The following is a 21,104-nucleotide window of genomic DNA, read 5'->3' on the forward strand; positions in this document are numbered from 1 at the left end:
GTCCCCCATCAGGGGAAAGTCGCTCGCCCGCCACGCCCCTGCACTCTGAAGCAGGACGGGAAGAAAGGTAGACATCATGATTCGTAATATGCTGCAGGGCAAACTCCACCGCGTTAAAGTCACGCAGGCCGACCTGCACTATGAAGGTTCCTGCGCCATTGACCAGGATTTTCTGGATGCGTCCGGTATTCTTGAAAACGAAGCGATCCACATCTGGAACGTGACCAACGGCAACCGTTTCTCCACCTATGCCATTGCCGCCGAACGTGGCTCGCGAATCATTTCGGTGAATGGCGCTGCCGCGCACTGCGCCAGCGTGGGTGACATTCTGATTATTGCCAGCTTCGTCACCATGCCTGATGAAGAAGCCCGCCGCTGGCAGCCGAAAGTGGCCTATTTCGAAGGCGACAACGAAATGAAGCGCCAGGCAAAAGCCATTCCGGTACAGGTTGCCTGATAGCCAATCGCTGACGGTGCGCCGCCCAGACGGGGCACCGTTTATTTATAACAGAATACTCAAGATAAACGTCTTTTAATCGCAGCCGTTATATAAACCACTATTGCTACGATGAACAGTGAAGCAATACAAAGCGACAGAAAGTAATACTTATCCCATATATCACCAGGTATAACTTCTGTATAGCGTCTGATCAGATAATAGGTTTTGACTTCCGGCATAAATAAAAACAGCAGTACGAACACTACTGTATATAGTAATGCTTCGCCAATCCATAATAGCGCGTATTGTATCGGTTTCATTAGTACACCTGTACGGTCCCGAAGGCAGTTAATGACGCTGTTACCTGTATTGTGGGCGTATTAAGTAATGCAGCACGTAACAACATAAAATCAGATAGTCGGGGTAGAGTAATACAACCTTCACTAACTCCCTTATAACCTGCTGGATGAAGTCTAAAATGTCCCCTCTGTACTTCTCCCCCCCATGTTAGATCATCTATCTGTGAATCATGTCGATACAGGGCAAACCATATCGACCGCTCCGAGCCAGAAATAAATGACGCTATGGGATCAGTTAACGCCGTAAGCAACCCTCCGGTACCACGCGTAACGATATAGTACAGGCCAGTCGGTAATGGTCCAATAGAGGGTACAGCCACCGCATCAGGATCGTTACGTGATGTTCCGGTACCCGAATAGGCAGGGAAAAAACCGATTCCCGGGCAACTCAGGTTACTTAGCTGATTTCCGTTGAGACAGAAAGTACATCGAATCATCGCTCATTCCATGCGTCAGAAAAGAGAATGTTGCCATCACAATGTTTCCATGTAATTTTTTCATAACGTAATGAAACTGCTTCCAGGTGATTATATTTTTCAGTTGCCGGATTTTTACAATCATGCATCATTGGGCAAATAGAGATGACCTTAACGTTCTCAAGTAACATATTAAAGTATTCTTGTTCCTGTCCACAGTCGTTAATTTTATACCATTTAACTTCTACGCTTTTCAGCGTTTGCCCCTTTGCGACGGCTTTATAAATATATGGACTTGATGAATCAAACTCTTTTTGAAATATTAATGGTGAATGTAAACGTGTCCCCGTAATCTTACCGGTGCTGTTATCGGTTGGAAGATGTAAACCATGACTAAAACCGAGAACTTCAATACTCCCCTCACGATCCTGAACATCAACCGCGCCTTTGATATCAGCACCGCCATCATCTTTCATCCATAAATAAGCCGGAATTGCCATTCTGCACATCCTTTTTCTATGATTAGATCTAATGACCATAAATAAAAAATGGACTTTATGCTATCGAATAAATTCTAAAAATAAATAAGATTATTAATGGCATGATATAATAAAGAGCCTGCTCAGAAACTCACCTGTAGGGTATCTGATATCACATCACCGGCAATGGAATCTTATTCTTAGCGCTATTTTGCCGCTCCGTGAGTACGTGCAGCCAGAACTTTGCGCCTGCATTTTCCGCTACCGTACGAGTTTCAGCCCCGGACCAGCCACCATTTATCCCTGCGGCTGGTTGCTGATCAGCCGTGACATCGTCTCCAGCGAATCGGTCCGCAGAATATAGAGTCTTTTCAGTAAGAACGGGTTATCGCCCGGCTTCACCTTGCCTCTCACCGTGGTCACCGCCATATGAAAACCGGCGTCGTTCGCCGCCCTGACCGCCGTCGCGTTATAGCCGCCAAACGGATAAGAGAGATACAGCACGTGCGGATTAAACTGGGCCAGCGCGCGCCGCGAACGTTCAAAATCGAACAGCACATTATGGTAGCTGCGGCTTAACAGAATCGGATGATGCTGGGCATCAACCCGGTGCAGGAAGTGCGTATGGGACTGTATATCAAAAACGTCCTGAATCTGCTTGAGCTCGGAAACGCTCATAAACTGCAGCGATTTCGGCTCCCACTTCTGCGGGTGACGTTTGATACGCGATGAGATAATAAATGCCGTCGCGTGAAAGCCATACTGCTTCAGTATCGGGTACGCGTAGCGGTTAACCGACTTCAGACCATCGTCAAAGGTAATCACCACCGAGCGGGCCGGCAGATTGATTTTATTACGCAGATAGCCTTCCAGCTGATACATCGTCAGCGTGGTGTAGCCACGATCGCGGAGCCAGGTCATCTGGTTGCTGAAGGCACGAACCGAAGTCGTGGTAGAGGTGTGGCGAAAACGGGTGTTCTCTTCATCGCGCAGAATGTGATGGTAGGTCAGCATCGGGATACCGCGATCTTCCTGAGCATCCAGGCTACTGACCCATGCCAGCCGGTTACCCATGCGAATTTGAAACCAGGTCTGGTTGAGACGGTCTTTCAGCTTGCTGATAATGGGATAGCGCAGATTATTCGCCAGGGTGCCAAACGGCGCGCTGCCGACGGAAGGCGCATCGTACACCGGCGTATCTTTCCAGGTGAGCAGGTTCTGGTTACTCAGCGGTTTATGCAAATCGCCGAGGTTGTCTTCAACCCGCTGCTTGCCCTGCACCGGTTCGAGGTGGCCTTTATCGATAAAGCCGGTGCCGAAACCGAAGCTGAATTCGTAATAATCGGCGGACGTCGGCACCACGGCGATAATTTGCCCGCCCCGAATGTTCCCCACGCTCACCACGTCATTCCCGACCTGCGCCCAGATAACCGCATCTTCCGTCGTCTGCATATAGCGGGCGGGGGTGCCCTGCTGGCTAAGCAGGCTGGCTGAAGCGCTGAGCGATGTCAGCAAAAGGAACAGGGCAACAATTCGGGCAAACATGCAGGTCGGACCGCTAGAGAAATCAGCCGCCATTGTAACAAAAGCGGCATCAATACCAATGCTTAATTACCGAACGCATCATGGCGCAGGCGGAAAGGCGGATTTTTTTGCTGTTGGTGCCAGAGGCTGCTGACGACCGGGCCTCCGCTGCTCACGATCGCGTCGCGAAACGCTTCGCTGCTCAGGGTGTCGCGCAGAAGATACATCCGCTCCAGTAATGGATAGCTGATACCAGAGATCACTTCACAATGGGTATGTTTATGGCTCATCAGGGCCGCCACACGATAGGGAGGTGCCCCGGTGTGGTCGGTCAAAAAAATCACGCCATCGCCGCTGTCCGTGGCGTGCAGCGCATCGCACATCATCCGGCTCAACATATTGCTGCTAAGGTTACGCCAGTAATTTACCGCCCGGCATTGCGCCAGCGGGCCAAACTTTTTTTCCAGACGATCCAGCAGCTCCTCCGCTTTCTCATCATGACAGGTAATCACCCAACCCAACATAGACAGCCTCCTTAGCAGAGAAACACTGTAACAAAGGGGATAAGGCAGATGAGTGATGGCAGTCAAGATTAGCAAATAGCGCCTGGTCTTCAGGCCAGACGCTATTTGCCGACGCGCGGTTAGCTGCGCAGACCGCGTCCACGCTGGATCAGATACCAGCACAGCGCGTAGAACAGAACAATAAAGACCACCAGTACGCCAAAGGTCGTAACCAGCGGAACATCGTTGATGCCGAGGAATCCGTAGCGGAAGCCGCTGATCATGTAAACAATCGGGTTGAGGTGCGACAGCGCCTGCCAGAATGGCGGCAGCAGGGTCAGGGAGTAAAACACCCCGCCGAGGTAAGTCAGCGGCGTCAGCACGAAGGTGGGGATCAGGCTGATATCATCAAAGGTCTTGGCAAAAACCGCGTTCAGCAAACCCGCCAGCGAGAAGAGGACCGCGGTCAGAATCAGCGTCAGTCCAACGAATAGCCAGGAATGCACCTGGAACGGCACGAAGAATAACGATATCGCGGTAACCAGAATCCCTACGCACAGCCCGCGCGCGACCCCGCCGCCAACATAGCCGGCGATAACCACGTGCGTCGGCACCGGTGCCACCAGCAGCTCTTCGATATTGCGCTGAAATTTCGCGCTGAAGAACGAGGAGGCCACGTTGGCGTAGGCGTTGGTGATCACCGCCATCATGATCAGACCCGGCACAATAAACTGCATATAGGTAAAGCCATGCATTTCGCCGATCCGCGAGCCGATCAAATTGCCAAAGATGACAAAATAGAGGGTCATGGTGATCACCGGCGGTACCAGCGTCTGGATCCAGATACGCATAAAGCGGTGAATTTCCTTGGCCCAGATGCTTTTCAGCGCGACCCAATAAAGCTGCATCATGCTGATTCTCCTTTTCTGTCATGCACCAGCGTGACAAACAGCTCTTCCAGCCGGTTGGCTTTGTTACGCATACTTAACACCTGAACACCCTGAGCACTCAGCTGGGCAAATACGCTGTTAATCCCCTGCTCGCGCAGCACTTCGACTTCCAGCGTGGAGGTATCCACCAGCCGATACTGATAACCTTCCAGCGTCGGCAGCGGGCTTTTCGGCGCCAGATCGAGGATGAACGTTTCTGATTTCAACTTGGCAAGCAGCGCCTTCATTGAGGTGTTTTCCACCAGCTCTCCCCGTTGAATAATCCCGATATTGCGGCACAGCATCTCCGCCTCTTCCAGGTAGTGAGTGGTCAGGATGATGGTGGTGCCTTTATCGTTCAAATCCTTGAGAAAACCCCACATCGAGCGGCGAAGTTCGATATCCACCCCCGCAGTAGGTTCATCAAGGATCAGCAGTTTGGGTTCATGCATCAACGCGCGGGCAATCATCAGGCGTCGCTTCATCCCGCCGGAGAGCATCCGTGCGCGTTCGTTGCGCTTTTCCCACAGATCGAGCTGTTTTAAGTACTTTTCGCTGCGCAGAAGCGCTTCTTTATGCTCAACGCCGTAGTAGCCGGCCTGGTGAACGACGATCTGCTGGACGGTTTCAAACGGGTTGAAGTTGAACTCCTGCGGCACCAGTCCGAGCTGACGCTTGGCATTTACCACGTCCTTTTGCAGGTCGTAGCCAAAGACGTTGACCTCGCCGGAGGTTTTATTTACCAGCGAACTGATAATGCCAATCGTGGTGGATTTCCCCGCCCCATTAGGGCCGAGCAGCGCATAAAAGTCCCCTGCTTCCACCTGCAGATCGATTCCCCGAAGCGCCTGAACCCCACCGGGGTAGGTCTTGGTGAGCTGTTTTAATTCCAGAGCAATGGTCATTAAATATCTCTTCTCGTGTCATGACACGCGATGGGTTGTTTTAAATAAAGTGAGGTTAACCTATATTAGCCCAACGCACTTACTTGGTTACAGGCCGTAAACGTCCATGAATGATATAGATACACTCATCAGCAATAATGCACTATGGTCAAAAATGCTGGTGGAAGAAGACCCCGGCTTTTTCGCGACATTGTCGCAAGCGCAGAAGCCACGCTTTCTGTGGATTGGATGTTCTGATAGCCGTGTTCCTGCGGAACGCTTAACCGGCCTTGAGCCCGGTGAACTGTTTGTCCATCGTAACGTAGCCAATCTGGTGATTCATACCGACCTGAACTGTCTTTCCGTGGTGCAGTATGCCGTCGACGTGCTGGAAGTCGAGCATATCATCATCTGCGGCCACTACGGCTGCGGCGGCGTGCAGGCGGCGGTCGAAAACACCGAGCTGGGGCTTATCGACAACTGGCTGCTGCATATTCGCGATATCTGGTTCAAACACAGCTCGCTGCTGGGCGAAATGCCCGAAGAGCGCCGGCTGGATACGTTATGTGAACTGAACGTGATGGAGCAGGTCTATAACCTGGGCCACTCGACCATTATGCAGTCGGCGTGGAAGCGGGGGCAGAAGGTCACCATCCACGGCTGGGCCTACGGTATCCATGACGGGCTGTTACGCGATCTTGATGTGACTGCCGTCAGCCGCGAAACCCTTGAACAGCGCTACCGTCAGGGAATTTCCAACCTCAAGAGCAAACACATCAACCACAAGTAACCCGCCCGCTTCAGAAAACCCCGGCAGCGCAGTGCGCCATCGTCCGGGGTTGCATAAAACCTTACTCGTCCAGCAGCACCACTTTGCCGACGTACGGCAGATGGCGATAGCGCTGAGCGTAATCAATGCCGTAGCCGACCACGAACTCATCCGGGATAGCAAAGCCAACAAACTCTACCGGCACGTTCACTTCACGACGGCTCGGCTTGTCCAGCAGCGTACAAATCGCCAGAGATTTCGGCTCACGCAGGCTGAGAATTTCACGCACTTTAGACAGCGTGTTGCCGGAATCGATAATGTCTTCCACAATCAAGACGTCTTTACCGCGAATGTCTTCATCCAGATCTTTGAGGATTTTAACGTCACGGGTCGTCGACATGCCGCTGCCGTAGCTGGAGGCGGTCATAAAATCGACTTCATGCGGCACCTGCACTTCACGACACAGATCGGCCATAAACATAAATGAGCCGCGCAGCAGCCCCACCAGCACCATTTCGCTGCCGCTGTCTTTGTAGCATTCGTTGATTTGACGACCCAGTTCGGCGATACGCGCTTTGATCTCGGCTTCCGGGATCATCACTTCTACAGTATGTTTCATTAAACTAACCATTTGATTCTTAAGATAAATCATCAACACCGCTGCGAATGCACCGACATTGACCGGCAAGCTATGCAGTATACCAGTAAAAAGAAATATGCGATGCAGGGAATAATAAAGCCCATTTTGTGATTCCGATCACACTTGTTAAATCCTATAATTAATTGCAATTAAAAAATTAACAAACAACCGAGTGTCTTTCTATGGCAGAAACAAAGTCTCAACAATCACGGCTTCTCGTGACGCTGACAGCTCTCTTTGCAGCGTTCTGCGGCCTGTATCTTCTTATTGGTGGGGTATGGCTGGCGGCCATTGGCGGCTCCTGGTATTACCCTATTGCGGGTCTGGTCATGCTGGGCGTCACCGTGATGTTGTGGCGCGGCAAACGTTCAGCGCTGTGGCTCTATGCCGCACTGCTGCTCGCCACCATGATCTGGGGCGTCTGGGAAGTCGGCTTTGACTTCTGGGCGCTGACGCCGCGTAGCGATATTCTGGTCTTCTTCGGCATCTGGCTCATTTTGCCTTTTGTCTGGCGTCGTCTGCCGATCCCATCGGGTGGCGCGGTCGCCGGTCTGGTCGTTGCCCTGCTGATCAGCGGCGGTATCCTGACCTGGGCCGGTTTTCATGATCCGCAGGAAGTGAACGGTACCCTGAATGCCGATGCGACGCCGGCGGCGCCGATCTCCGCGGTAGCCGATGGCGACTGGCCGGCGTACGGCCGTAACCAGGAAGGCCAACGTTATTCACCGCTGAAGCAAATCAATGCCGATAACGTGAAAAACCTGAAGGAAGCCTGGGTGTTCCGCACCGGCGACCTGAAGCAGCCGAACGATCCGGGTGAAATCACCAACGAAGTGACGCCGATTAAAGTCGGCAATATGCTGTACCTGTGTACCGCCCACCAGCGTCTGTTCGCCCTTGATGCGGCTACCGGGAAAGAAAAATGGCACTTTGACCCGCAGCTGAATGCGGATCCGTCCTTCCAGCACGTCACCTGCCGCGGCGTCTCTTACCACGAAGCGAAAGCGGATAACGCGCCGGCTGACGTCGTCGCCAACTGCCCGCGCCGTATTATTCTGCCGGTCAACGATGGCCGCCTGTTCGCCATTAATGCCGACAACGGCCAGCTGTGCGAATCCTTTGCCAACAAAGGGATTCTCAATCTGCAGACCAATATGCCGGTTACCACGCCGGGGATGTATGAACCGACATCGCCGCCGATTATTACCGACACCACCATTATCATCGCCGGTGCGGTCACCGATAACTTCTCTACCCGCGAGCCGTCAGGCGTCATTCGTGGTTTTGATGTCAACACCGGTAAACTGCTGTGGGTGTTCGATCCGGGCGCGAAAGATCCGAACGCCATTCCGGACGATGAACATCACTTCACGCTGAACTCCCCTAACTCCTGGGCGCCGGCGGCCTATGATGCGAAGCTGGACCTCGTGTACCTGCCGATGGGCGTGACCACTCCGGATATCTGGGGCGGCAACCGCACGCCGGAACAGGAACGCTACGCCAGCTCGATCGTGGCGCTGAACGCCACCACCGGTAAACTGGTATGGAGCTATCAGACCGTTCACCACGATCTGTGGGACATGGATATGCCGTCTCAGCCTACGCTGGCGGATATCGACGTTAACGGTAAAACCGTTCCGGTCATCTACGCACCGGCCAAAACCGGGAATATCTTCGTCCTTGACCGTCGTAACGGCGAACTGGTCGTCCCGGCACCGGAAAAACCGGTTCCTCAGGGCGCAGCCAAAGGCGATTATGTCTCTAAAACTCAGCCATTCTCCGACCTGAGCTTCCGTCCGAAGAAAGATTTGACCGGCGCGGATATGTGGGGCGCCACCATGTTCGATCAGCTGGTGTGCCGCGTTATCTTCCATCAGCTGCGTTATGAAGGCATCTTCACTCCGCCGTCAGAGCAGGGCACTCTGGTCTTCCCGGGTAACCTGGGGATGTTTGAGTGGGGCGGGATTTCCGTCGACCCGAACCGTCAGGTGGCGATTGCCAACCCGATGGCGCTGCCGTTCGTATCGAAACTGATCCCGCGCGGCCCGGGCAACCCGATGGAACCGCCGAAAGATGCGAAAGGTTCCGGTACCGAATCCGGTATCCAGCCGCAGTATGGCGTACCGTTCGGCGTGACCCTCAACGCCTTCCTGTCGCCGTTTGGCCTGCCGTGCAAACAGCCGGCCTGGGGTTACATCTCCGCGCTGGATCTGAAAACCAACGAAGTGGTATGGAAAAAACGTATCGGTACGCCGCAGGATAGCCTGCCGTTCCCGATGCCGATCCAGCTGCCGTTTAACCTGGGTATGCCGATGCTGGGCGGCCCAATCTCCACCGCGGGCAACGTGCTGTTTATTGGCGCTACCGCCGATAACTACCTGCGCGCATACAACATGAGTAATGGTGAAAAACTGTGGCAGGCCCGTCTGCCGGCAGGCGGCCAGGCTACGCCAATGACCTATGAAGTGAATGGCAAACAGTATGTGGTCATCGCCGCTGGCGGCCACGGCTCGTTTGGCACGAAGATGGGCGACTATATCGTCGCCTATGCGCTGCCTGATGAAGCGAAATAAGCCCTGAGTAAAAACGCAGTACCAAAACAAAAGGCCCGGTGAAAACCGGGCCTTTTTTACGCGAGCACAATCTCCCCGGCGAGGGGAAAACTAGACCGTAAAGCCGAGCATCATGCCGGTATCTTCATGTTCCAGCAGGTGGCAGTGCGCCATATAGGCATGCTCTTTCGACGCCTCGTGATCGAACTTCACCAGCACTTCACTGACGCCACCCTCAACCCGTACGGTATCTTTCCAGCCTGAACGATGCGCGGCAGGCGCAGCGCCATTCTCCGACAGGATACGGAACTGGGTACCGTGAATATGGAACGGGTGCAGCATCATGTCGCCTTTGCCGGAAATCACCCAGCGCTCATATTGCCCTTTTGCTGCGGCAAACATCGGCAGATTCATATCAAAGGCTTTGCCATTGATCCGGTTAGCATTATGGAAATCGAAACCGTCAGCGCCGTGGTTCATCTGCCCCATGCCGCCGTGGTTCATGTTCCCCATATCGCCATGATTCATCTGACCCTTGTCGCTCATATTGCCCATCATGGAATGGCCCATATTGCCGTGATCCATCATGCTGCCGTGGTTCATGCCGGACATCGCCTGGTTACCATATTTTTGCATCAGCGCCTGCATTCCCATCATATCCAGCATCGGATCCATCGACAGCTGGAGCGTGCGCTGAGTCAGCCCCTCCAGCGACGGCAGCGCCGGCATACTGACCAAAGAATCCGGCAGTTTGCCGGAGGCCTGGATAGTCAGCGGCTGGATGCGCAAGACCGGCTGCGGCTTATCAAACGGCGCGATTGCCATCCCCATCTGGCTCACCGGCAGCGTGATCAGATCGAAAGCTTTACCGTCGCGGGTATCGATCAGCACTTCAAAGCGCTCGCCCATTAACATCGGCAGTTCATTCACCTTCACCGGCTCGGCAAGCAGTCCACCGTCGCTGGCGATAACGTACATCGGCCGACTATCGCTGGTGGAGAAATTCAGCGAGCGGGCGTTACAACCGTTGAGTAAACGCAAACGCAGCCAGCCGCGCGGCGCGGCGTGTTCCGGGTAAAGTGCCCCGTTTGCCAGCAAGGTATCGCCAAACCAGCCGACCGCCGCGCTCATGATGTCGAGCTGATAATCGATCTCCCCGGCAGCGGTAAAGCGCTTATCCTGCACAATCACCGGTACGTCATCGATCCCCCACTGCTTCGGCAACAGCAGCTGCTCGCTTTCTTCATCAGAAATCAGTACCAGTCCCGCCAGCCCCATCGCCACCTGACGACCGGTTTTTCCATGCTGGTGCGGGTGGAACCAGCAAGTCGCGGCCCGCTGGCTGGGGGTAAAGTTCACGCTGCGGGAGGCGCCAGGCGCAATGATCCCCTGCGGACCGCCGTCGACCTCACCCGGCACCTCCAGCCCATGCCAGTGTACGGTCGTCTCTTCGGCCAGGCGGTTGTGAATATCCACGGTCACCGCCTCCCCTTTTTTGAGCTTCAGCGCCGGCCCCAGCAGATTTCCGTTATAACCCCAGGTGGTCGCCTGATGCGGACCAAACTGCGTTTTTCCGGTCTGGATGGTTAATGTGATGCGATTACGTGCGTCGGCGGTCAGAAGATCGGGCACCGGCAGGGCCGGACGGCCAGCGGCGAAAACCGAACGACTCCAGAGCGGCAGCGCGCTGAATACGCCGGCCGCCGCGGTTAATTTGATAAATTCACGACGTTGCATTTTCACATCCTTTTTATTCTGCTGGTGAACTTTTGAGCTTAAACCTTCCACCAACAGGAAGGTCAAGCAGAAGAGTAAGAATAAAGCTCTACGTAGTGTAAAGAAGTATGCTAACTTTGAGCGTCCGTGATTCAATGGTAGAGAAAATGAAGACGCTTTTCAGAACAATAGTGCTCGGCAGCCTGCTTGCTCTGTCCGCCAATAGCTATGCGTTAAGCGAGTCCGAAGCGGAAGATATGGCTGATTTAACGGCGGTATTTGTCTTCCTGAAAAACGACTGCGGTTACCAGAATCTGCCGAATACCCAAATTCGTCGCGCGCTGGTCTTTTTTGCTCAACAGAACCAATGGGATCTGAGCAACTACGACAGCTTCAATATGAAGGCGCTCGGTGAAGACAGCTACCGCGATCTCAGCGGTATCAAAATCCCCACGACCAAAAAATGCAAAGCGCTGGCCCGCGATTCGTTGAGCCTGCTCGCTTACGTTAAATAGTCCACCCGCCGGCCCGGACGCCATCCCGCCGCCTGTACAAGGTGGCCTGGTCTCCCCATCCCGCAGCCCGGCAATATTCCTGCCATTCAGCCCTGCGCCATGCGAATTGCTGAAATATCCACCGTGCATCATCATCTATAGTTGGCTATGATGTTGCGCTCGTTTTTTTCGAGTGAACCGGACGTTCACAATGGAGGAATCCGCCCGTGGCTGATAACAATCTGTGGCATGAAACGCTGCACGACCATTTTGGTCAGTATTTTGCGGTTGATAATGTGCTGTATCACGAAAAGACCGATCACCAGGATTTGATCATTTTTGAGAACGCCGCCTTTGGCCGCGTGATGGCGCTGGACGGCGTGGTCCAAACCACCGAACGCGATGAGTTTATCTATCATGAGATGATGACCCATGTGCCGCTGATGGCCCACGGCCAGGCGAAACATGTGCTGATTATCGGCGGCGGCGACGGCGCGATGCTGCGAGAAGTCTCTCGTCACCGCACCATCGAAACCATCACCATGGTCGAAATCGACGCTGGCGTGGTCTCATTCTGCCGCCAGTATCTGCCAAATCACAACGCCGGCGCCTATGACGATCCGCGCTTTACGCTGGTGATTGACGATGGCGTCAATTTTGTTAACCAGACGACGCAAACGTTTGATGTGATCATCTCCGACTGCACCGACCCTATTGGTCCCGGCGAGAGCCTGTTCACCTCGGCCTTTTACGAAGGTTGCAAACGTTGCCTGAATCCCGGCGGCATTTTTGTGGCCCAAAACGGGGTCTGCTTTCTGCAGCAGGATGAAGCGATCGACAGCCACCGCAAGCTCGGCCACTATTTCAGCGATGTCAGCTTCTACCAGGCCGCGATTCCGACCTATTATGGCGGCATTATGACCTTCGCGTGGGCGACCGATAATGATGCCCTGCGCGACCTGTCCAATGAAATTATCCAGGCGCGTTTTCACAAAGCGAACCTGAAGTGCCGTTACTATAATCCGGCTATTCACAAGGCGGCATTTGCCCTACCGCAATATTTACAGGATGCGCTGTCCGCCAGCGATCTTCAGTAAGGGGGTGAACTAAATTGAAAAAACTGAAGCTGCATGGCTTTAACAACCTGACCAAGAGCCTGAGTTTTTGTATTTACGATATCTGCTATGTCAAAACGGCAGAGGAGCGCGATGGCTACATCGCCTATATCGATGAACTCTATAACGCCAACCGTCTGACCGAGATTTTGTCAGAGACCTGCTCAATCATCGGCGCCAACATTCTGAACATTGCTCGCCAGGATTATGAACCTCAGGGCGCCAGCGTGACGATTCTGGTCAGCGAAGAACCCGTTGACCCACAGCTTATCGACCAGACCGAACACCCGGGCCCGCTCCCGGAAGCCGTCGTCGCCCATCTCGACAAAAGCCATATCTGCGTGCATACCTACCCGGAAAGCCATCCGGAAGGCGGGCTGTGCACCTTCCGTGCCGACATCGAAGTCTCCACCTGTGGGGTTATCTCACCGCTTAACGCGTTGAATTATCTTATCCACCAGCTGGAATCTGACATTGTCACTATTGATTATCGCGTCCGCGGTTTTACCCGTGATATCAATGGCATGAAGCACTTCATTGACCATGAAATCAATTCAATTCAGAACTTTATGTCCGAGGACATGAAAGCGCTGTATGACATGGTGGACGTCAATGTCTACCAGGAAAATATCTTCCACACCAAGATGCTGCTGAAAGAGTTCGATCTGAAGCACTACATGTTCCACACCAGACCCGAAGATCTCAGCGCCGCAGAGCGCAAGTCCATCACCGACCTCCTGTGGAAAGAGATGCGGGAAATTTACTACGCCAGAAATATCCCTTCCATCTGAACATCTGACGGCGCCTGCGGGCGCCGTTACTCGGGCTGAACCAGTTTGAGGGTAACGTTCTGCTCTTTGAGCGCGTTCTGAACCGCCTGCGAGAGATTAACGTCGGTCACCACTTCGCTAAAACCGGCAAGCGGCGCCACGGTAAATAATGAATGTGCGCCATACTTGCTGCTGTCGGCCAGCAACACTTTACGCTGGGCGTTGGCAATGATTTCCTGCTTCAATCCAGCCTTCTCTTCCGTCGGTGTAGTCACTCCGGTTTCCGCACTCCATGAGTTACAGCTCATAAAGGCAATAGTCGGGAAAACGCTACGCAACATTTTGCGGCCATACTCACCAATGCAAGACTGACTGCTGTCATCAATTCGTCCGCCGACGATGGTCACTTCAATTTGCCTGAATTCGGATAAAAACAGGGCAATATGCAAGTCGACGGTTATAACCCGCAGCGGCAGATGGGTTAAGCACTTTGCCAGCTCCAGCATGGTCGTCCCGGCATCCAGAACCACCGCATCCCCAGGATGTACCAGAGAGGCAGCATAGCGCGCAATGGCTCTTTTTTCGGCAGGCGATCGCAGCTGCTTTTCATTCGTAGTGGGCTGTACAGGTTCAAAGCGGCGTAACGCTACGCCGCCATGGCTTCGACTGATAACGCCCTGTTCATCCAGTTTGATCAAGTCACGTCGGATAGTGGCCGGGGATGCATCCACCGCCTCAACCAGTTGCTCTACCGTAACCAGCGTATGGTTTTTCAGATACGCCACTATTTTATCCAGACGGTGTTGTCCTTTCATAACAGGGAATTACGCCAGTTGCATTGCCAGTTTTATCGATATAGCCATGCTCTCAGATTTTGCTTTTCCCGTCCAGGCGATATCAAAAGCGGTCCCGTGATCGGCTGACGTCCGGATAAACGGCAGCCCGGCAGTAATATTAACGCCATCATAGAAACCTAATAATTTCAATGGAATATGTCCCTGATCGTGGTACATGGCGACCACCATATCGTATTGCCCTTCATAGGCCTGAAGAAAAATCGTATCCGGAGGGCAAGGGCCGTAAACCGCTATCCCTTTGGCCTTTGCGCTGGCAATGGCCGGCACCAGAAACCGGCCTTCTTCATCACCAAACAGGCCATTCTCACCCGCATGAGGATTGACGCCGGCGACGGCAATGCGCGGTTTCGCATAGCCGACGCGCTTGAGAAAATTATCTGCAATCGCGATAACGGTTTCGACGCGGGACGTATTCAGGGTGTCCAGGAATGTGCGTAGGGCGATATGCGTCGACACATGGATAACTTTCAGCTTCTCCGTGAACAGCACCATGGCATAATCGCGGCTTTCGGTCAGCGTCGCCAGCAGTTCGGTATGCCCGGGATAGTTATGTCCGGCGAGATGCAATGCCTCTTTGTTCAGAGGCGCCGTGGCGATCGCCTGAACGTCACCTTTCAACGCCAGCGCCGTCGCCCGCTTGACACAACGATAGGCCAGATCGCCCGCCTGGGCCTGAACTTTTCCCGGCACCAGCGCCTGTGGATCCGCCAGCGGCTCATCAATCACATGGATTACTCCGGGCGTAAAGCGCGCAGCGGCCACCTCGTTGATAGCGCGAAACTCGACATCCGCTGCCAGACCTTTTTCCTGCAACCGCTTCAGGGTTTGCAGACAACCGACCACCACCACAGGCGTACCGTTCAGTGAATCTTCCGCGAGGGCTTTAACAATAATTTCTGGCCCAATCCCCGCGGGATCGCCCATCGTGATAGCAATAGTCTTAATGCCCACTATACATCTCCTCAATATAATAAAGCGCATCGCACAGCGTGCTGTCCGATCCAAATCCCCCGGCCTTAGTGATCACCGGCAAATCATCCAGTTCGCTGTTGATAAATGTCCCGCAAGGAATGCAGGGCGCAACCTCACTCTGAATCCGATATCCCTCCGCGCCCAACGCGCTGGCCACCGCAGTGGCGATGTCGCCCCCAGTCAGAAACAGGCCGCCGACTCGCGCCTGCCCGAGGATCTGCAATGTGATCGCCCCGATCCGTTGGCTTAGCATCTCCCCCAGCTGCTGGCGACTTATCGCGGCGGAACCACACAAACTCTCGATCAGATGTCGATCTTCCGCGCTGCGACTGGTACGCAAGATCGTATGATGCTGGCGACCGAGCTGGGCGCAGGCTTGCTCTGCCACCGAGGCTATCTCCAGGGCATATGAGGAAGAGATCAGGCGGGAGGCGTCGATATCCACCACCTCTGCTCTCCCTTCGTAAAGCGCACGATCCACCTGTCGGCGCGTGGCCTCACTCAGTGAGCCTGCCACCACCAGCACAGGCAGAGTCTGCTGCTCTTGCATAAAGAAGCTGACAGGCAAGGCATTTGCAAGGCCCGCCGCTCCGACCATCAGCGGAAGCCGTTCTTGTTCCCCGAGAGCCTGAGCGATCAGCATCAGATCGCGATCCTCAACGGCATCAACGACCACCATGCACTCGCCTTCGGCGTCCAGGGCGCTCAAAACGGCGCTGAGTCCTCCGTGTCGGACCTCCTCCAGATGAACTTCGTAAACAGGAATACCGCTTTGCAGCGCGATCAGTTCAGCAATTCGGGACGACGTAACTGGCGTTTTCGGATCGCTGGCAAATTCGGTCTCCAGAAGCGGAACACCGTTGACCAGACACAGGCCGTTCTGCGTAGTGCGGCCGGCGGAAGGAATAGCCGCGGCAATCACCGCCATGCGACTACCGATGGCTTGCATCGCCGCCACGACTTCAGCCCCGACGTTACCACGAAAGGTAGAATCAATTTTTTTGTACACCAGCGGCGGGGCTATCGTTTCACACCACGGCGCGAGTGCGCGACGCACGGCCTTTGCGGCCAGCTCTGCGGAAACAGCCCGGCTCTCGGTATTGATGATGAGCACATCGGCGCGACGTGAAGGCTTCTGCGAGGTACTGAGCATCACTTCCGTTCGTGCGCCTTTTTTCGCCAGCTGTACCCCGGTATCATTCGATCCCGTAAAATCATCGGCAATCACGATCATTTTCATGTGTTCTTTTCCTCCGGAAGCTGACGCACCTGCCTTTTTGCCACCCAGGAAGTCAGTATCGGCGTCAGGATTGCGGTCGTGATAACCGAGGCCGCTATGAGCGGGGCCGCCGCGGCAGCGACGGATGCCAGCGAAGGATCGGCCTGGGCAATCGCCAGCGGTGTAGCCACCGCGTTACCGGCCGTGCTGGATGCTGCAGCGCCAGCGATACCACTTCCTCCGACCAGCCGATCGGCGCGAATATTAAAAAATCCGCCAATAAAGGTGGTCAGAATGCCGAGGAGAATGCCCGCCAGCCCGCCCTGGAGCAACATTTCCAGATTGATACCAGCCCCCAGAGCAAAAGCAAAAAATGGAATGAGCAGCGGTCCGCCTTTCGTCAGGAAGTCGCGCATGTGCACGTCAAGGTTGCCAAGGATCATGCCAACAATCAGAGGAATCAGTACCGCAACGAGTGCCATGATCGGAATGTTGGCCATACCTGCCGCCCCCAGCGCGATCATGGTGAAGAAAGGACCATCGTTCAGTGACAAAATAGAGATAGCGCCGACATCACGTTCATTGCCAAACTCCCCAACCAGCGCCGCGTAAAGCCCGCCGTTGGAATTGCTCATGGCGGCAATAATCGCCAGGCCGCTCAAACCGAAGATCCCCTCGGCGCCGAAAAGATGTTCAACCCCCAGCCCTAGCGCGATGGCGATAAGGAGTTTGGTCAGCGTGATAGTCCCCCCCTGTAACAACGCCTGAGGAGCGGCTTTGATGCTAATCCCCGCCCCCATACACAGCAAAAATGCGCCAATCAGCGGTGCAGCACCGTTCTTAAAGAGCGCGGTTGTAAACCCGCCGACCTCCAGCGCATGAGGTGCAAACGTATTTATGACCGCACCGATGACCAGTGGCACAACCATCATGCCTCCGGGTACTCGCTCTATTGCTTTTTTGATGTTCATGTCGTGCCGCCTGTCATTAATATGATTAAATGAAATCACATTGATTATATTTAATCAAAAACAAACGATAAACACGCGCGATCACAGTTTTAAAATGATTAAATAAAATCAATTAATCATTCAGGGCAAAAAAAAGCCGGGAGTTCGGCTCCCGGCGTGAATGCATGAAGGGGGTTACGCTTTGCTGACAAACTCGCGGTACGCGGCCACCACCTGTAAAAAATCCTCAACGCCGCACAGAGAGAGGCTTTCTTCGTCGTAGTAGCTCATCCCCTCTTCGATTTCATCACCTGAAATCTCCAGCTGGTTGGCGCGAATCATCACCTCTTCGCCATCCAGCCATAGCGTGTATTCATGTCCGGCACGCTGCCAGGAACGCTCGCTGCCTTTTACGGTGCGCGCGGCCTGTTCCACTTCATCCAGCAGGGCGAGGTTATCTTTCACCTCTTCGTTAAACCAGTGCCCCACCACCTCGTGGCCCATCGACATTCGCACCTTTACCACTCCGGTAATATCGCGCAGAAACTCGTAATCCATAGTGTCTTCCTCTGCAAGGGCAATGCGTCACCGCTACATTGTACCCATAGGGTAATTATCGCAGCCCCCGGGCAGAAAAAAAGTGGACCAGATAGAGCAACAGTAAATAAAAGCGCCTCAGTTGGTTAACCGGTCGTCTTGCCGCCAACTGGCGGGCATTATTCCACCATTCTTTGCCCGCTGCCGGTCTGTCGGCGTCAAATCCCTTGCGCCTTTACCAGATGCCGATGGTTATCGGAGTACGTTTAGCGCAGCAATAAAAAAGCCACTCCGAAGAGTGGCTTTGAGCAGCAAGATTCGCTTATACCGCGGTCTGGAAAATCACACCGTCAGCTTTATCAGTGTACTGTTCCAGCTGGTTGAAGTTCAGGTAGCGATAGGTATCCGCCGCAGTCTTATCCACCTGAGCGACGAAGGTCTGGTACTCTTCCGGCGTCGGCAGTTTGCCGAGCAGGGAAGCGACCGCAGCCAGCTCCGCAGAGGCCAGATAGACGTTAGCGCCGGTGCCTAAACGGTTCGGGAAGTTACGGGTTGAAGTGGATACCACCGTCGCACCGTCCGCCACGCGCGCCTGGTTACCCATACACAGGGAACAGCCAGGGATTTCAATGCGCGCGCCGCTCTTACCAAACACGCTGTAGTAGCCTTCTTCAGTCAGCTGCGCCGCATCCATACGGGTTGGCGGAGCCACCCACAGACGAGTCGGCAGCTGGCCTTTGTGGCTGTCCAGCAGTTTACCCGCCGCACGGAAGTGACCGATGTTGGTCATGCAGGAACCGATGAAGACTTCGTCAATCTTCTCACCCTGCACATCGGACAGCAGACGCGCATCGTCCGGATCGTTCGGTGCACACAGGATAGGCTCTTTGATATCCGCCAGATCGATATCGATCACCGCGGCATACTCGGCATCGGCATCGGCTTCCAGCAGCTGCGGATCCGCCAGCCATTTTTCCATCCCCTGGATGCGACGCTCCAGCGTACGACGATCGCCGTAGCCTTCTGCGATCATCCACTTCAGCAGGACGATGTTGGAGTTCAGATACTCGACGATCGGTTCCTGATTCAGCTTAATGGTACAGCCGGCAGCAGAACGCTCTGCGGACGCATCGGTCAGCTCAAACGCCTGCTCAACTTTCAGATCCGGCAGACCTTCAATTTCCAGAATGCGTCCAGAGAAGATGTTTTTCTTCCCTTTCTTCTCAACGGTCAGCAGCCCCTGCTTAATCGCGTACAGCGGGATCGCATGGACCAGATCGCGCAGGGTGATCCCCGGCTGCATCTTGCCTTTGAAGCGAACCAGCACCGATTCCGGCATATCCAGCGGCATGACGCCGGTCGCGGCGGCAAAGGCCACCAGACCAGAACCTGCCGGGAAGGAGATACCAATCGGGAAGCGGGTATGAGAGTCACCACCGGTACCGACGGTATCCGGCAGCAGCATACGGTTCAGCCAGGAGTGGATAACGCCATCGCCCGGACGCAGAGAGACACCGCCACGGTTCATAATGAAGTCTGGCAGCGTATGGTGCGTGGTGACGTCAACCGGCTTCGGATAGGCCGCGGTGTGGCAGAAGGACTGCATCACCAGATCGGCGGAGAAACCAAGGCACGCCAGGTCTTTCAGTTCATCACGCGTCATCGGACCGGTGGTATCCTGGGAACCGACGGAGGTCATCTTCGGTTCACAGTAAGCGCCCGGACGAACACCGGCAACGCCGCAGGCGCGGCCAACCATTTTCTGCGCCAGCGAGTAGCCGCGGCTGCTTTCCGCCACGTCTTTTGCCTGACGGAATACGTCGCTGTGCGGCAGACCCAGCGCTTCACGCGCTTTCGTGGTCAGGCCGCGACCGATGATCAGCGGAATACGGCCGCCGGCGCGGACTTCATCAACCAGCACATCGGTTTTCAGCTCGAAGCTTGCCAGCAGTTCGTTGGTTTCGTGGTTACGCACTTCGCCTTTGAACGGGTAAACGTCAATCACGTCGCCCATATTCAGGTTGTTGACGTCCACTTCAATTGGCAGCGCGCCGGCATCTTCCATGGTATTGAAGAAGATAGGTGCAATTTTGCCGCCCAGGCAGAGACCGCCGCCGCGCTTGTTCGGCACGTTCGGGATATCGTCACCCATAAACCACAGCACCGAGTTGGTGGCGGATTTACGCGAAGAGCCTGTACCAACTACGTCACCGACGTAGGCCAGCGGGAAACCTTTTTGCTGAAGCGCTTCAATTTGCTTAATCGGGCCAACGGAACCCGGCTGATCCGGCTCGATACCTTCGCGGGCGTTTTTCAGCATCGCCAGCGCGTGCAGCGGGATATCCGGACGGGACCAGGCATCGGGGGCCGGAGACAGGTCATCGGTGTTGGTTTCGCCGGTAACCTTGAATACGGTGACGGTGATTTTCTCAGCCAGCTGCGGACGATTCAGGAACCACTCGGCATCAGCCCAGGATTTCATGACCTGTTTAGCGTACTCGTTACCCGCTTTGGCTTTCTCTTCTACGTCGTAGAAGTTATCGAACATCAGCAGGGTATGGGACAGCGCTTTGGCGGCGATCGGCGCCAGTTTAGCATCGTCCAGAGCATCAATCAGCGGGTGAATGTTGTAACCGCCCTGCATGGTGCCCAGCAGTTCAACGGCTTTTTCAGGGGTAACCAGTGGGGAGGTCGCTTCGCCTTTGGCGATAGCGGCAAGGAATCCGGCTTTAACATAGGCGGCTTCGTCGACGCCCGGCGGTACACGGTTGATTAACAGGTCTAACAGGAATTCTTCTTCACCCGCAGGCGGGCTCTTCAGCAGTTCTACCAGCGCGGCCATTTGGGTTGCATCTAAGGGTTTGGCAACAATCCCAACGGCTGCACGCTCAGCTACGTGCTTACGGTATTCTTCTAGCACGACGGTTCTCCTCGCTCTCATTGTAAAATGCGGTAGGCGATTCTCTTCACGCTCCTGTGA

General features: G+C 54.5%; 21 protein-coding genes. 6 read left to right on the forward strand and 15 right to left on the reverse strand.

Features of this window, described 5'->3' with window-relative positions; translation table 11 throughout:
• The first annotated feature begins 76 nt into the window (after positions 1 to 76).
• The gene (gene panD, locus GRPL_RS25065; protein WP_004858002.1) at positions 77 to 457 is read left to right on the forward strand and encodes an aspartate 1-decarboxylase; all 381 of its coding nucleotides are present in this window, start codon (positions 77 to 79) and stop codon (positions 455 to 457) included.
• Between the two features lie 59 nt (positions 458 to 516).
• Here the strand turns inward: panD and GRPL_RS25060 are convergent, their stop codons facing one another.
• From GRPL_RS25060 to GRPL_RS25035, 7 genes are all read right to left on the reverse strand, one after another.
• Positions 517 to 759 carry a hypothetical protein gene (locus tag GRPL_RS25060; RefSeq protein WP_032689447.1) on the reverse strand — a complete coding sequence of 81 codons (243 nt, stop codon included), beginning with the start codon at positions 757 to 759 and terminating at the stop codon, positions 517 to 519.
• Positions 759 to 1,235, reverse strand: a complete 477-nt coding sequence (locus GRPL_RS26345) for a DUF2778 domain-containing protein (RefSeq protein WP_072010657.1) — start codon at positions 1,233 to 1,235, stop codon at positions 759 to 761. Before GRPL_RS26345 ends, GRPL_RS25060 begins: the two co-directional genes overlap by 1 nt.
• Entirely contained in the window at positions 1,232 to 1,714 is a 483-nt protein-coding gene (locus GRPL_RS25055; protein WP_032698132.1) for an Hcp family type VI secretion system effector, read from the reverse strand. Before GRPL_RS25055 ends, GRPL_RS26345 begins: the two co-directional genes overlap by 4 nt.
• 276 nt (positions 1,715 to 1,990) lie before the next feature.
• Positions 1,991 to 3,238: a polysaccharide deacetylase family protein gene (locus tag GRPL_RS25050; RefSeq protein ID WP_032689569.1), complete on the reverse strand. Its 1,248-nt coding sequence runs from the start codon at positions 3,236 to 3,238 to the stop codon at positions 1,991 to 1,993.
• A gap of 62 nt (positions 3,239 to 3,300) precedes the next feature.
• Positions 3,301 to 3,741 (reverse strand): PTS sugar transporter subunit IIA, encoded by a 441-nt coding sequence (locus GRPL_RS25045; protein WP_032697273.1) that lies wholly within the window; start codon positions 3,739 to 3,741, stop codon positions 3,301 to 3,303.
• Between the two features lie 119 nt (positions 3,742 to 3,860).
• Positions 3,861 to 4,631, reverse strand: a complete 771-nt coding sequence (locus GRPL_RS25040; RefSeq protein ID WP_032689450.1) for an ABC transporter permease — start codon at positions 4,629 to 4,631, stop codon at positions 3,861 to 3,863.
• The gene (locus GRPL_RS25035) at positions 4,628 to 5,554 is read right to left on the reverse strand and encodes an ABC transporter ATP-binding protein (protein WP_004857993.1); all 927 of its coding nucleotides are present in this window, start codon (positions 5,552 to 5,554) and stop codon (positions 4,628 to 4,630) included. Before GRPL_RS25035 ends, GRPL_RS25040 begins: the two co-directional genes overlap by 4 nt.
• A gap of 106 nt (positions 5,555 to 5,660) precedes the next feature.
• On the opposite strand from GRPL_RS25035, the gene can reads away from it, so the two are divergent.
• On the forward strand, positions 5,661 to 6,323 hold the full coding sequence (gene can, locus GRPL_RS25030) for a carbonate dehydratase (protein WP_032689451.1): 663 nt from the start codon (positions 5,661 to 5,663) through the stop codon (positions 6,321 to 6,323).
• Between the two features lie 61 nt (positions 6,324 to 6,384).
• Here the strand turns inward: can and hpt are convergent, their stop codons facing one another.
• Positions 6,385 to 6,921 carry a hypoxanthine phosphoribosyltransferase gene (gene hpt, locus GRPL_RS25025; protein ID WP_015585135.1) on the reverse strand — a complete coding sequence of 179 codons (537 nt, stop codon included), beginning with the start codon at positions 6,919 to 6,921 and terminating at the stop codon, positions 6,385 to 6,387.
• A 203-nt stretch (positions 6,922 to 7,124) separates the two neighbouring features.
• On the opposite strand from hpt, the gene GRPL_RS25020 reads away from it, so the two are divergent.
• Positions 7,125 to 9,515 carry a glucose/quinate/shikimate family membrane-bound PQQ-dependent dehydrogenase gene (locus tag GRPL_RS25020; protein WP_032689452.1) on the forward strand — a complete coding sequence of 797 codons (2,391 nt, stop codon included), beginning with the start codon at positions 7,125 to 7,127 and terminating at the stop codon, positions 9,513 to 9,515.
• Positions 9,516 to 9,605: 90 nt separating this feature from the next.
• Here GRPL_RS25020 and cueO read toward each other — a convergent pair whose 3' ends face one another.
• Entirely contained in the window at positions 9,606 to 11,231 is a 1,626-nt protein-coding gene (gene cueO / locus GRPL_RS25015) for a multicopper oxidase CueO (protein WP_032698133.1), read from the reverse strand.
• Positions 11,232 to 11,377: 146 nt separating this feature from the next.
• Here cueO and GRPL_RS25010 point away from each other — a divergent pair, with 146 nt between their 5' ends.
• The 3 genes from GRPL_RS25010 (at position 11,378) to speD (ending at position 13,610) form a co-directional block, all read left to right on the forward strand.
• Complete coding sequence (locus GRPL_RS25010) at positions 11,378 to 11,725, forward strand: YacC family pilotin-like protein (RefSeq protein ID WP_015585138.1); 348 nt, start codon at positions 11,378 to 11,380, stop codon at positions 11,723 to 11,725.
• Between the two features lie 206 nt (positions 11,726 to 11,931).
• Complete coding sequence (gene speE / locus GRPL_RS25005) at positions 11,932 to 12,801, forward strand: polyamine aminopropyltransferase (protein ID WP_032689454.1); 870 nt, start codon at positions 11,932 to 11,934, stop codon at positions 12,799 to 12,801.
• A gap of 14 nt (positions 12,802 to 12,815) precedes the next feature.
• Positions 12,816 to 13,610 (forward strand): adenosylmethionine decarboxylase, encoded by a 795-nt coding sequence (gene speD, locus GRPL_RS25000; protein WP_032689455.1) that lies wholly within the window; start codon positions 12,816 to 12,818, stop codon positions 13,608 to 13,610.
• A gap of 26 nt (positions 13,611 to 13,636) precedes the next feature.
• Here speD and GRPL_RS24995 read toward each other — a convergent pair whose 3' ends face one another.
• The 6 genes from GRPL_RS24995 to acnB all read right to left on the reverse strand — a co-directional run bounded on the left by GRPL_RS24995 (position 13,637) and on the right by acnB (position 21,044).
• Positions 13,637 to 14,404: a DeoR/GlpR family DNA-binding transcription regulator gene (locus GRPL_RS24995; RefSeq protein WP_032689456.1), complete on the reverse strand. Its 768-nt coding sequence runs from the start codon at positions 14,402 to 14,404 to the stop codon at positions 13,637 to 13,639.
• A 9-nt stretch (positions 14,405 to 14,413) separates the two neighbouring features.
• Positions 14,414 to 15,397 (reverse strand): D-threonate 4-phosphate dehydrogenase, encoded by a 984-nt coding sequence (locus GRPL_RS24990; protein WP_133959984.1) that lies wholly within the window; start codon positions 15,395 to 15,397, stop codon positions 14,414 to 14,416.
• Positions 15,387 to 16,658: a D-threonate kinase gene (gene dtnK, locus GRPL_RS24985; RefSeq protein WP_032698134.1), complete on the reverse strand. Its 1,272-nt coding sequence runs from the start codon at positions 16,656 to 16,658 to the stop codon at positions 15,387 to 15,389. Before dtnK ends, GRPL_RS24990 begins: the two co-directional genes overlap by 11 nt.
• A complete protein-coding gene (locus tag GRPL_RS24980; RefSeq protein ID WP_032689458.1) occupies positions 16,655 to 17,608 on the reverse strand; it encodes a 2-keto-3-deoxygluconate permease 1 in 954 nt (317 codons plus the stop codon). Before GRPL_RS24980 ends, dtnK begins: the two co-directional genes overlap by 4 nt.
• A 174-nt stretch (positions 17,609 to 17,782) precedes the next feature.
• Positions 17,783 to 18,145: a protein YacL gene (gene yacL / locus GRPL_RS24975; RefSeq protein WP_004857933.1), complete on the reverse strand. Its 363-nt coding sequence runs from the start codon at positions 18,143 to 18,145 to the stop codon at positions 17,783 to 17,785.
• Positions 18,146 to 18,446: 301 nt separating this feature from the next.
• Entirely contained in the window at positions 18,447 to 21,044 is a 2,598-nt protein-coding gene (acnB, locus tag GRPL_RS24970) for a bifunctional aconitate hydratase 2/2-methylisocitrate dehydratase (protein WP_049267581.1), read from the reverse strand.
• Positions 21,045 to 21,104: the final 60 nt, after the last annotated feature.

Origin of the sequence: Klebsiella planticola ATCC 33531, assembly GCF_000735435.1 — a bacterium.
In the GTDB taxonomy this organism is placed as follows: Bacteria; Pseudomonadota; Gammaproteobacteria; order Enterobacterales; family Enterobacteriaceae; genus Klebsiella; species Klebsiella planticola.